Below are 12,534 nucleotides of genomic sequence, written 5' to 3'. Positions count from 1 at the left end.
ATGGAAGATAGAATTTTTCTTGCTTCACCGCATATGTCTGGATTGGAAATGTCATATGTTCAAGAAGCATTCGATACAAATTGGATTGCACCACTTGGAGCAAATGTAGATGGATTTGAAAGAGAGTTAGCAGAAATTGCAGGAATTTCACACGCTGCTGCTCTTTCATCTGGTACATCTGCTATTCACTTGGCACTTAAATCGTTAGGAGTAGAAAAAGAGGATATTGTTTTTTGTTCATCACTCACCTTTTCAGCAAGTGCAAACCCTATCATATATCAAAATGCTACCCCGGTCTTTATTGATAGTGAGCCGAATAGTTGGAACATGAGTCCAAAGGCTTTAGAGAAAGCCTTTGAGAATTACAAGCCAAAAGCTGTTATTGTCGTCCATTTATATGGGCAATCTGCTCAAATGGATGAAATAATGGAGATTTGTGAAAAAAATAATGTTCCAATTATTGAGGATGCAGCTGAAAGCCTAGGTTCAACTTATAAAGGAAAAATGACTGGTTCAATAGGAAATTTTGGTGTATTTTCTTTTAATGGTAATAAAATTATTACTACTAGTGGCGGAGGCATGCTTGTTTCAAATGATGAGGAGGCAATAAAAAAGGTTCGTTTCTGGGCTACCCAGTCAAGAGATTCAGCACGACACTATCAACATAGTGAGCTAGGCTATAATTATAGAATGAGTAACGTTGTAGCAGGCATAGGCCGAGGTCAACTGAAAGTATTAATGGATAGAGTTGAGAAAAAAAGGGAGATATACCGATCGTATACAGAGGCTTTCGAAGAGATTGAAGAGATTGAAATGATGCCAAATTGCAATTATGGGGAATCAAATAATTGGTTATCTTGTATTACATTGAAAGAAAATAGCGCAATAAAACCTTTAGATATAATACTAGCACTAGAAAGTGAAAATATTGAAAGTAGACCCGTATGGAAACCAATGCATCTTCAACCTTTCTTTAAAGAATATGATTTCTTCAATCATAATGATAGTGGAATTAGTATATCAGAGGATATATTTAATAGGGGATTATGCCTTCCAAGTGATACAAAAATGACAGATAGTCAAATTGCAAGGGTTATTAATACAATTACTACTTTATTTAGATAATATTTATTAGGGGTGTCGGCTTTTGTATGCAAAATATTTTAAGAGAATCATAGATTTTTTACTACCTTTAATAGCTTTAATTTTATTATCTCCAATTATTGTATTAACAGCAATTTTAGTTAGGTGTAAATTAGGCAGTCCTATCATCTTTAAACAAAAAAGGCCCGGAAAAGATGAACAAATTTTCACTATGTATAAATTTAGGTCTATGACAGATCAAAGAGATGAAAACGGGGAATTATTACCTGATGAGGTTAGGTTAACAAGGTTTGGTAAGTTCTTAAGAGCTACTAGCCTTGATGAGTTACCCGGACTTTTTAATATATTAAAAGGCGACATGAGTTTGGTAGGACCAAGGCCTTTAGCTACTATTTATCTTCCGTATTATAATGATAGAGAGCGATTACGACATACAGTTCGTCCTGGATTAACAGGATTAGCGCAAATTAATGGCCGGAATACCGCAGGGTGGGAAGATAGATTTAAATTTGATATTGAATATGTAGAGAATATCACATTCAAAAGAGATATTAAAATAATATTTCAAACGTTTATAAAAGTTATAAAAAGGGACGGTATAACTGTAAGAGGAACCACAAAGGTAGTTGACTTTCATATTCATAGACAAGCTCAAATCGAACAAAACAAGCAAATTAAGGAGCCTATAATCTAATGAATATATATAATGAAGATTTAATTTTAAGAGCAATTGAATTAGAAGATATGGAATTATTAAAGAGTATGATAAATAATCCTAACATTGAGAACATGGTTTTAGGTTGGTCGTTCCCAGTTTCAAGCAACCAACAGATTAACTGGATAAATAATCTAAAAGGTGACAAAAATAACGTTAGATTTATTGTTGATATAAATAATATAGGTGCTGTTGGATTAGTCTCATTGACTAACATAGATTATAAAAATGGAACAGCTACAATTAATATTAAACTTAATTCTGATGAAATCAAACAAAAAGGAATAGGGTATAAAGCAATAATATTATTATCAGATTATGCATTTAACCAACTAAATTTAAATTGTCTAATAGCAAATATCTTGAATTACAACATTGCTTCACAAAAATTATTTGAAAAATGTAGATTTACTTTAGAAGGTAAATTACAAGGCCGTATTTATAAAAATGGTGCGTATCAGGATGTATATTCTTATTCCTTATTGAAAAGAGATTTTATAAATGAAAGAAATAGGTAGTGAGTATTGGATAGAAGAAATTGAAGGCAAGGAATTTGAAGGACCTCAATTCCCACCTTGGTTAAACATTGGTAATGCAAATGAATATTTACTCTCTGGACGGACAGCTATTGATCTTGTTTTAAAAGATATTTTATATGATAAAAGGGTTTCCACCGTGTATTTTCCATCATATTGCTGTCAGTCTATGTTACAACCCTTTATCGACAATGACATTCATATTGAATTTTATAATGTGTATAACACAAATAGAGGTTTGAAATTTGACATAGATATTGATCAGAAATGTGATATCTTTTTTGCAATGAATTACTTTGGTTACTCCGATGGAAGAATGGATTATTATATAGAAAAATTTAAAAAAAGAGGAGTTATTATTATAGAAGATATAACTCATTCTCTGCTTTCGTCAAATTCATATAATAACTATTCTGACTATCGGATTGCAAGCTTAAGAAAATGGTTTCCCGTTATGAGCGGGGGGCTAGCAGCTAAAGCTAATGATAGTTTTAACATTAAAGTAAGCAACAATACATTGGACGAGATGATAAAAGTAAGAAAAAGTGCAATGCTGGATAAGGCTCGATATATAAATGGAGATATGACAGTAAAAAAGGAAGATTTCCTCCAAAAATACAGTGCTGCAAATAAAATGCTTAATGAAAGTTATTCTCTTTATAAAATCGATGATTATTCACTTCGAATCTTAAACGGAATTAATCTTCAAAAAATAATTAAAGTGCGGAGAAAAAACGCACAAATTATTCATGATTTTATTAATGAAACAAATGAGGTCAAACCACTGTTTCCGATTTTAAAAGAAGGTGATTGCCCAATTTTTATACCAGTTTTATTAGATGAAAATATAAGAAATCACCTAAGAGAATATCTTATTAAACAGAAAATTTATTATCCAATTCATTGGCCAAAGCCAGCAATAGTTAAATATCACCCAACGTGTATATCCATTTACGATTTAGAACTTTCATTAATTTGTGATCAAAGGTACGATGTTTATAACATTAAAGACAGCATTAATGAAATTAAACGGTTTTTTAAGGAGTTTAGTTATGGGAAATGATTTAGATGTGTATTTTGACGATAACTATGGAAGATTATATGAAAAAGTTGAAAATGGCAAGGCGGAGATTTTTAACTTTAATTGTAAGTTTGGAATTATAAAAAATCAATTCATAAAAAGAGAAATACCAATAAAAATTAATAATGAAATATATTATGATATTGTTACACCATATGGTTATGGTGGACCTGTAATTATTAAATGTGATGAAAATAAAAAAAATGAACTATTAATAGAATATACAAAAGCTTTTTCACATTATTGCGAAGAGAATAATATAGTTAGTGAATTCATCAGGTTTCATCCAATAATAAAAAATGCTGAGGATTTCACTTCGATATATGATGTTAATTGTATTAGAAAAACACTTGGGACAAACCTTAAGGATTTTGAAGATCCATTTCAAATAGAATTTTCTAAAAGCTGTCGTAAAAACATACGTAAGGCTTTAGATAAAGGTGTTTCTTTTAAAATCATTGAAAAACCTTCTAACATTAAAGAATTTAAAGAGATTTACTATTCTACTATGGATAGAAACAACGCAACTGATTACTATTATTTCGACGATGAATATTTTGATAAGGCATTATCATTATTTAAAGATAATATTATTGTTGTATCAGCTATTTATGAGGATAAAACAATTGCCCAGGGTTTTTATTTTGTTTTTGATAAAACGATTCATATACATCTATCGGGGACTCTTTCAGAATACCTTTATTTATCGCCTGCTTATATTCTAAGGTATGCAGTTACATTATGGGGGAAAGAAAAGGGTTATGAGTTAATACATCATGGAGGCGGTAGAACAAATTCTGAGGAAGACTCTCTTTTTAAATTTAAAAAAGGTTTCTCAAAAAATACTCATTTTAACTTCTTCGTTGGAAAAAGAGTATGGAATAAGAAAGTATATAGTTTACTGTGTAATCACGTCGATGTTGACGAATCTGTTGATTTTTTTCCAGCTTATAGATATAAAAAGGATGAATAAAATGAAAGATATTTTAATTGTAGCACACTTTACTCAGGTTCCTGGAGAAAAAGGTAATGGACGCTTTTGGTACCTTGCCGACATGTTAGCGAATAGTGGCCAAAGCGTTGAGATAGTAACAACACAATTTTCCCATAGGACAAAGCAACAAAGAAATGTTCAAGAATCACAATTAAAACATATAAAATACAAATTGACAATGTTGCAGGAAAAAGGATATAGAAAAAATGTATCTTTAAAACGCTTTTATAGTCACTATACATTTGGTAAAAATCTTAGAAACTATCTTAAAAACAGAAAAAAACCGGATATAATTTACTGTGCTGTGCCCTCGTTGGATGCAGCATTTGTTGCAGCGAAATATGCTAAGCACAATGGTATAAAGTTTATAATTGATATTCAAGATCTTTGGCCTGAAGCATTTAAAATGGTATTTAATCTTCCTGTTATTAGTGATCTTATTTTTCACCCTATGAATAAAAAAGCAAATTTCATTTATAATGCAGCTGACGAGATAGTTGCAGTATCGGAGACATATGTAAATAGAGCTTTACTTGCTAATAAACAGCTTAAAGGGGGGTTAAGTATATTCCTGGGTACGGAGCTTGCACACTTTGATAATTTAGTGATAAAGAACAAAGTCGATAAGCCGAAAGATGAAATACAAATTGCTTACATAGGAACTTTAGGAAATAGTTATGATCTTATATATGTTATAGATGCTCTGGCTCTAATTAAAAATAAAGATATAAATAATATTAAATTTGTTGTGATGGGAGATGGACCTTTACATTCAAAGTTTAGAGACTATGCTGAACAAAAACAAATAAATGTGGAATTTATGGGTAGACTCGACTATGAAAAGATGGTTGGAGTTTTAGTCTCATGCGATATTGCTGTAAATCCTATTAAATCAAATTCTGCTGGTAGTATCATAAATAAGGTTGGGGATTATGCTGCAGCAGGTTTACCTGTATTAAATACACAAGAATCTGAGGAATACAGGCGTTTAATTGTTGATTATAATGCAGGATTAAACTGTAAAAATAGCGATCCTCATGACTTAGCTGAAAAAATTTTAATTCTATACAATGACCCGATATTGAGACAGAAAATGGGTATGAACAATAGGAAACTCGCAGAAGATAAGTTTGATAGAAAAACTAATTATAAATTAATTCAGTCATTAATTGGAAGTATATTGTAATATCGAAAACAGAAAAGGAGTCATAAATGGTAATATTACATATTTCAAGTATAACAAATAACCAGGCTAGTGGGATGAGTGTTGTAGTTCCTCTTCATGTACAATATCAGAATTTGCATGCAGATGTTGCTTTATTGAATTGTTCTAATATTGTACCTAATATTGGAGACGGAAACTTCCCAATGTTTACAACAGTTGATTGTGAAGACGGGGATATAACTAAGCTACCATCACCTTACAATAAGCCTGATTTAGTAATAATTCACGGATTATATATCCCTTTTTATTCAAAGATCGTAAAGGTACTTTTAAGAAATAAACTACCATATATTTTAGTTCCGCATGGTAGCTTATCTAAAGCTGCTCAAGATAAAAAGCGTCTAAAAAAACTACTGGCAAATTTATTAATTTTTGATCGTATAGTAAAAAAAGCAAAAGCAATTCAGTACTTATCAGAAGAGGAACAAAAAACTACCATTGCTAAAAATACTAACTCTTTTATTGGTTGTAATGGTATGAATATAGGTTCAACTCTCAAACACTCTTTTATGAACGAGGACAGTTTTAAAATGATTTTTATAGGTAGACTAGATCCTTTTCATAAAGGAATTGATTTACTTTTACAAGCTTGTAATGGAATAAAAAGCGAAATGCGCCAAAAGAAGATTATATTATCAATCTATGGCCCTGACCATGAGGGAGGAAAAAATCATTTAACAACAATGATAAACGATTTTGATATTAGAGATATTGTTAGTATAAATGATGGGTTATTTGGCAAAGAAAAAATGGCTCAACTTTTGAATAGTGATATTTTCATCCAGACTTCAAGGTTTGAAGGGCAGCCTTTAGGAGTAATGGAAGCTTTGGCTAATGGCGTACCTGTAATTGTTACCCCTGGCACTAATATGGCTGATGACGTTAAAAATAATAATTGTGGATGGAAATCAGATTCCGAGGCGGAGGATATAGGACGTACAATTATTGAAGCATATAATAACAAAGATAAGTTAAATATTTTTTCACACAATGCAGTTAAATTTATTAAAGATAACTTTGAATGGACAAAAGTAACACATGAGACAGTGGAAAAATACAAGGAAATATTAAGGTGATAAATAATGATTAGAGTATTACATGTTGTCGGCAGTATGAATAGAGGTGGAATCGAAACCTTTATAATGAATATTTATAGGAATATTGACAGAGAAAAAGTACAATTTGACTTTGCAGTCCACACAAAAAATAAATGTGCCTATGATGATGAAATTAAAGAGCTAGGAGGCAGAATATTTTATATTACGCCGAGGGGAAAAAATATTATTCAACACTATAGAGATTGGAATAATTTATTTAGAAATCATCCTGAATTACAAATTATTCACCAACATGTATCATCTCTTACCTATATTAACCCACTTAAAATCGCGTTTCGTAATAATGTAAAAGTTCGTATAGTTCATTCACATAGCATCAAAGCAGAGGGAAAATTACATCATCTTTTTCATATTTTACACAGCAGGTACATTGATAAATATGCAAATATATATTTTACCTGTTCAGAATTAGCAGCAGATTGGTTGTTTAATAAATCCAAAGTAAAACGTAAAGATGTACACACTATTAAAAATGCAATAGATGTTGAAAAGTTCATTTATAATCTTGAAAAGCGTACAAAGATAAGAAAAGAACTCTCTATAGAAGAGGATTTTGTTATTGGACATGTTGGCAGGTTTACCGAAGCCAAAAATCATAAATTTTTAATTGACGTTTTTGGTGAGATTGCAAATAAGATAGAAAAAGCTAAGCTATTATTGATAGGGCACGGAGCATCGGAACAAGAAATAAGAGATTATGTTAAGGAAAAACACCTTAACAATAAAATAATGTTCCTAGGTAGTAGATCTAATGTAGCAGATATTATGCAAGCAATGGATACATTTGTATTTCCCTCCTTATATGAGGGTCTAGGCATGGTGCTGGTAGAAGCTCAAGCTTCAGGTTTAAGGTGTTTCACTTCAGAAGACGTTGTTCCAACAGAAGTAAACTTATCAAATTTAGTGGAATATATATCCTTAAAAGAGGACAAAGAATTTTGGGCTCAAAAAATAATTGAGGGATCTAGTAAAAGTGAGAGAATGAATACAAACAATATAATTGAAGATGCTGGATTTGAAATAAAAAATGTTGCAACAGATTTGCAAAAACAATATCTACATTATGTTGGAAACATGGATTAAGGTTATGACATTTAATTTAAAATCTTTACTAACTCAATTAATTATATTTTTTTCATCTATAGCAGTAACAATTATACTGTTTAGTGATCCCACATTACCTCCCACTAGAGATTATTTACCGTTTTTACCAATGGTTTTTGCCTTTGGATGTATTGTTTTTATAAATATTTATTCATATATTTATAAAAATATTGCAATTACAATTATTGTCTTTACTTATTATATTAGATTAGTAATAACACCATTTTTCATGAAATTTTCAAATTATCAAAGAAGCGAAATAGCAGCAAACGTCGATAATACTTTCAATACAGCTATTACACTAATGATTTTTGAGTATTTTCTTGTATTTTTAATTTTGTCTGTATTTGGGAAAAAATTCTGTTTACCAGCTGACAATGTGGAAGTGAGTAAAAAGTTAGAGTTGCCAGATAAATCTTATAAGACTGCTAGATTACTCTTAATCTTTTTATCGATATTTATATTAGCTTGTGTACTGGTATATCCAGATATTCTAAATAACTATAAATTTTTTGTTTTTTTATCTGAAGAACAGTCTATAAACTGGTATCGAAACTATAATTTAGCGAAAGAAAATGTACCAATATTTATATTCTACATATCTACATGGGCTATTAATATAGTCAAGAACATTTGGATATTAGTGTTAATTTTAAATCTTAGAAAAAGAGGCGCAAAAAAGAGACATTTATTTATTTCCATTACTATTATTATTTTGAACGCCTTAATTTCTTCAGGTGATACTGCTTATTCATTATATTTTTCTCTAGCATTTCTTATTGTTCTAACATATTTATATCCTAATAGAAAAAGGATTATAACTTTATTTACTTCCTTACTAGTATTAATAGTAGCTGTACTAGGTTTGTTATCTTTATCGTTAGCATCGTCTGAAAATTCTTCTGGTGCATTGTTTAATATTTCCAATACATTACAAGCCTATTTTAATGGTCCAGTCAATGTTGCAGCTGCACTAATGATTAATAAAGTTAATACCTATAGCCTAATAATAGCTGACTTTTTTACATCTTTACCTCTTTTGAGAACCTTTTTTACTCATATGATTAATTCAACAGCCTTATTTAATGGGATAATGTATGGGTCTAATGGAGCTGGAGGACAAATTTTACCTTCTGTTGGTTTAGGAAAACTATATTTCGGTTTTATTCTAGCCCCATTATTTTCTTGTATATTCACATATCAATCTATGAGGTACGGATCAAAGTTTTCTCAGGAAACTCGTTTACCATATAAATTTTTATATCAATTTATTTCAATTATTTTAGCCTGTATACCTGTGCTTTATAATTATTATATTTTTTTAATTGGTTTATTCACGTACATATTACCAACGTGGATAATTATTGTATTTATGACAAAAAGAATCACATATAAGAGCTAATTACCTTTCTTATTGCATGCCATTACATTATTAGAAGGATAGATATATGCGTACACAAAGTTCAATTAAAAACTTAATATTTGCTATGGCTGGACAAAGTATAGGTCTGTTAGTAAGTTTTGTAGCAAGATTAGCTTTTGTCCGTGTGCTTAGTACTGAATATTTAGGCCTTAATGGTTTATTTACAACTATATTAAGCATACTCTCTCTAGTAGAGCTTGGCGTTGGTCCAGCAATGACCTTTAGCCTGTATAAACCACTTGCGGAAAAAGATACAGAAAAAGTAAAGTCTTTAATGCTGCTATACAAAAAAGCATATACAGTTATAGGTATTGTAGTAGCTATTTTAGGTGCCAGCCTAGCGCCATTTTTGCATTTTTTCATAAAAGATGTTCCGGATATCCCTAATTTATATTTAATTTATCTGATGTTTGTTGGGAATTCCGCAATTTCTTATTTCTTTTCTTATAAACGTTCATTGATTATTACTGATCAAAAGCGTTATATTGCAACATATTATAGATATACTTTTTTTACTGTTTTAAATATTGTCCAGATTGCGGTACTTTTTTCTACCAAGAGTTTTATTTTATTTCTATCTTGCCAGATTATTGCCACATTTGCTGAGAATATTTTGGTATCAAAGAAGGCCGATAAACTTTATCCATTTTTAAAAGAAAAAACCATCAACAAATTAGATAAAGAGACAACTTCTTCCATATTTAAGAACATTCGAGCATTAGTCGTGCATAAATTAGGAGGAGTAGTGATAAATTCGACAGATAATCTCATTATTTCAAGATTTGTTGGTTTGACGTGGGTTGGCCTATATTCAAATTATTTCCTTGTTATTAATGCCTTAAATTTAGTTATAGCCCAAATATTTTCTTCAATTACCGCAAGTGTTGGCAATTTAGGAGTTACGGAAACTAAAGAGAAAACAAAATCAATTTTCGATGTAGTTTTCTTTTTGAATTTTTGGATCTATGGATTTTGTTCAATAGTATTTATTGTAATTTTAAACCCTTTCATAGAATTATGGCTTGGTGAAAAATATTTATTAAATGATAGTATTGTAATAATGATAGTTCTAAATTTTTATTTAACAGGTATGAGGCAAGCTGTTCTTACCTTTAAAGAAGCTATGGGCCTATTTTGGTATGATAGACATAAGCCAATATTCGAATCCATAATTAACCTTTGTCTTTCACTTATACTTGTAAAATATCTAGGAATGATAGGTGTTTTTATTGGGACAACTATCAGTACATTGACAACATGTTTTTGGATCGAGCCTTATGTTCTCTATAAGCATGGGTTAAAATATCCTTTACTTCCATTTTTCAAAAGATATATTTTGTATACGACTATTACTATCCTTGTTAGTATAGTTACACTAAACATAAGTCAATTATTTGATGAAACTAACTTAACAAATTTTATTTTTAAGATAATAATTTGTATTGGTATTCCTAACGTCATATTCTTGATGATATTTCACAAAACTAAGGAATTTAAATTCCTCTATAAATTATTAAATAATTTTGTATTTAAAAAAATTAAACAATTATCTATTCTAGGTAAATAATTTATATAAAAAAGTTAGTTAACAGAGGAAATGTAGGTCATGTTTGAGTATCTGATATCAACGAAACCACCTTCAAAGTTAATTGTTCGATTGCCCCATCTGAAAATGTGAAAATTTCATGGTTGGTGCAAATATAACTTTTTTCTATAATATACTATGTAAAAAAGGCAGATGATTTATTTGGTTAAGGATTTTTTACGAAAAATTATTTTTAGAATAAGAGGAGAAGTAGATACTGAATCTTTAATAAGAAGTGGTTTAACCGTAGGTAAAAATTTTAGCAGACAGGGCGGAGTTATAATTGACCCACCTCATTGTTGGCTAATATCAATTGGGGATAATGTCACGTTGGCATCTAGAGTTTATATCTTAGCACATGATGCTAGTACAAAAATGCATACAGGATATACTAAGGTCGGCAATGTGAGTATAGGGAATAATGTTTTTGTAGGAGCAAACAGTACAATACTTCCGAACGTGAAAATTGGAAATAATGTAGTAATTGGTGCTGGGAGTGTTGTTTCAAGAGACATACCAGATAACAGTGTTGCGGTTGGCAATCCGGCTGAAGTAGTGGCTAAAACGCAAGAATTTGTTGATAAAAATGAGAATTTAATGAAAAATAGGCCTGTATGGGATTTCGATTGGACAATCCATAGGGGGATTTCAAATGAAAAAAGAAAAATTATGAGAGAAAAGTTGAAAGATGGAATTGGGTTTGTTGAATGACATTTTTCTAAACAAATCGACTTTGGAATTGAAAGAAATTGTATGATAAATAAATTTATATAAAATATATCTTTACCAGAAAAACAAGCGCGCCCTTAACGGGCGTGCTTTTATTTTGAGGGAGAACTAATATGAAATTCACACTATAATTCCTAAATAAAGAGCCTGAGAAAGGTGAAAATAGTTTATCGTATAAAATATTTTGTTAATTTATATGTTGTTTAAGAGATTGTTAGTTGGTCAATAATGAAAAATAGGAACTTGCATAAAGGAGTTAAAGCTACTGAGCGAATATAAACAGATTTTCTCTACTTTTATTAACGAAGATCGATTTGATTTACATTCATACCTTACTTATTTATTTATCAATGAATGTCAGGAGGATGTAGTAAATCAATTAGAACAGGAGCATGTAAACCTATAAATTTATAAATTAGCAAAAGTGAAAGGATAAATAATAATGAATAGAAAATTGTTTAGGTGACTTTATCTTTCTGAACGGAAGGATTAGGTCGCCTATTGGTGTTTCTTCTTAAATATTTAACATCCTAAATTAAATGAATGTTAGATATTTAATTTATTCCATTGATTAATGATTAAATTAATATATAGCTACATAAGCCAAAGTAATATTACATTTTATAAATTATAGTTTTAATATTTACTCTTCCTAAAGACAAATGATGATTTTTACTTCTTATTATATACCAATCTATCTTCTACTTCGTTTTTAAAAAATTGCTATATGTATGTTAATCAAAGAGAAAATGTATAAGTATTTAACTTTAATGCATTTTTAATAAGATAAATTCAATTAAAAATATAAGATTAACGTTTTTTACATAAAGAAGTAAATGAATAAACCAACTTATAAAAATTATTGTTTTACTATTTACTCTTAGTGACGACAAATACAACGTTTTTCTACATAGCATGTA

Annotated in this window: 11 protein-coding genes; all 11 read left to right on the top strand. The window is 29.8% G+C overall.

Annotated elements, in window-relative coordinates; genetic code table 11:
• The 11 genes from ACFX4W_RS00485 (at position 1) to ACFX4W_RS00435 (ending at position 11,596) form a co-directional block, all read left to right on the top strand.
• Complete coding sequence (locus tag ACFX4W_RS00485; protein ID WP_377558907.1) at positions 1 to 1,125, top strand: DegT/DnrJ/EryC1/StrS family aminotransferase; 1,125 nt, start codon at positions 1 to 3, stop codon at positions 1,123 to 1,125.
• A 22-nt stretch (positions 1,126 to 1,147) separates the two neighbouring features.
• Complete coding sequence (locus ACFX4W_RS00480; protein WP_377558905.1) at positions 1,148 to 1,798, top strand: sugar transferase; 651 nt, start codon at positions 1,148 to 1,150, stop codon at positions 1,796 to 1,798.
• Positions 1,798 to 2,337, top strand: coding sequence for a GNAT family N-acetyltransferase (locus ACFX4W_RS00475; protein ID WP_377558903.1), 540 nt, complete (start codon positions 1,798 to 1,800; stop codon positions 2,335 to 2,337). Before ACFX4W_RS00480 ends, ACFX4W_RS00475 begins: the two co-directional genes overlap by 1 nt.
• Positions 2,321 to 3,418 (top strand): hypothetical protein, encoded by a 1,098-nt coding sequence (locus ACFX4W_RS00470; RefSeq protein WP_377558901.1) that lies wholly within the window; start codon positions 2,321 to 2,323, stop codon positions 3,416 to 3,418. The genes ACFX4W_RS00475 and ACFX4W_RS00470 overlap by 17 nt, the downstream gene beginning before the upstream one ends.
• The gene (locus tag ACFX4W_RS00465; protein WP_377558899.1) at positions 3,408 to 4,409 is read left to right on the top strand and encodes a peptidoglycan bridge formation glycyltransferase FemA/FemB family protein; all 1,002 of its coding nucleotides are present in this window, start codon (positions 3,408 to 3,410) and stop codon (positions 4,407 to 4,409) included. Before ACFX4W_RS00470 ends, ACFX4W_RS00465 begins: the two co-directional genes overlap by 11 nt.
• 1 nt (position 4,410) lies before the next feature.
• Entirely contained in the window at positions 4,411 to 5,616 is a 1,206-nt protein-coding gene (locus tag ACFX4W_RS00460) for a glycosyltransferase family 4 protein (protein WP_377558897.1), read from the top strand.
• A gap of 26 nt (positions 5,617 to 5,642) precedes the next feature.
• Positions 5,643 to 6,731, top strand: a complete 1,089-nt coding sequence (locus ACFX4W_RS00455; RefSeq protein ID WP_377558896.1) for a glycosyltransferase — start codon at positions 5,643 to 5,645, stop codon at positions 6,729 to 6,731.
• A gap of 6 nt (positions 6,732 to 6,737) precedes the next feature.
• Positions 6,738 to 7,856 (top strand): glycosyltransferase family 1 protein, encoded by a 1,119-nt coding sequence (locus ACFX4W_RS00450; protein WP_377558895.1) that lies wholly within the window; start codon positions 6,738 to 6,740, stop codon positions 7,854 to 7,856.
• Positions 7,857 to 7,860: 4 nt separating this feature from the next.
• A complete protein-coding gene (locus ACFX4W_RS00445) occupies positions 7,861 to 9,279 on the top strand; it encodes a hypothetical protein (RefSeq protein ID WP_377558893.1) in 1,419 nt (472 codons plus the stop codon).
• Between the two features lie 46 nt (positions 9,280 to 9,325).
• Complete coding sequence (locus ACFX4W_RS00440; RefSeq protein ID WP_377558892.1) at positions 9,326 to 10,867, top strand: lipopolysaccharide biosynthesis protein; 1,542 nt, start codon at positions 9,326 to 9,328, stop codon at positions 10,865 to 10,867.
• A 171-nt stretch (positions 10,868 to 11,038) separates the two neighbouring features.
• Positions 11,039 to 11,596 carry an acyltransferase gene (locus tag ACFX4W_RS00435; RefSeq protein ID WP_377558890.1) on the top strand — a complete coding sequence of 186 codons (558 nt, stop codon included), beginning with the start codon at positions 11,039 to 11,041 and terminating at the stop codon, positions 11,594 to 11,596.
• The last annotated feature ends 938 nt before the right edge of the window (positions 11,597 to 12,534 follow it).

The sequence above is a fragment of the Priestia sp. YIM B13489 genome, assembly GCF_042787645.1.
Lineage (GTDB): Bacteria > Bacillota > Bacilli > Bacillales > Bacillaceae_H > Priestia > Priestia megaterium.
The sequence above is the reverse complement of the archived record's forward strand: the minus strand, read 5'-3'. Positions and strand labels throughout refer to the sequence as shown.

Coding starts and splice junctions, on each gene's coding strand:
- ACFX4W_RS00485 (WP_377558907.1), top strand. CDS start 1: ATGGAAGATAGAATTTTTCTTGCTTCACCGCATATGTCTGGATTGGAA.
- ACFX4W_RS00475 (WP_377558903.1), top strand. CDS start 1,798: ATGAATATATATAATGAAGATTTAATTTTAAGAGCAATTGAATTAGAA.
- ACFX4W_RS00470 (WP_377558901.1), top strand. CDS start 2,321: ATGAAAGAAATAGGTAGTGAGTATTGGATAGAAGAAATTGAAGGCAAG.
- ACFX4W_RS00465 (WP_377558899.1), top strand. CDS start 3,408: ATGGGAAATGATTTAGATGTGTATTTTGACGATAACTATGGAAGATTA.
- ACFX4W_RS00460 (WP_377558897.1), top strand. CDS start 4,411: ATGAAAGATATTTTAATTGTAGCACACTTTACTCAGGTTCCTGGAGAA.
- ACFX4W_RS00455 (WP_377558896.1), top strand. CDS start 5,643: ATGGTAATATTACATATTTCAAGTATAACAAATAACCAGGCTAGTGGG.
- ACFX4W_RS00450 (WP_377558895.1), top strand. CDS start 6,738: ATGATTAGAGTATTACATGTTGTCGGCAGTATGAATAGAGGTGGAATC.
- ACFX4W_RS00445 (WP_377558893.1), top strand. CDS start 7,861: ATGACATTTAATTTAAAATCTTTACTAACTCAATTAATTATATTTTTT.
- ACFX4W_RS00440 (WP_377558892.1), top strand. CDS start 9,326: ATGCGTACACAAAGTTCAATTAAAAACTTAATATTTGCTATGGCTGGA.
- ACFX4W_RS00435 (WP_377558890.1), top strand. CDS start 11,039: ATGATTTATTTGGTTAAGGATTTTTTACGAAAAATTATTTTTAGAATA.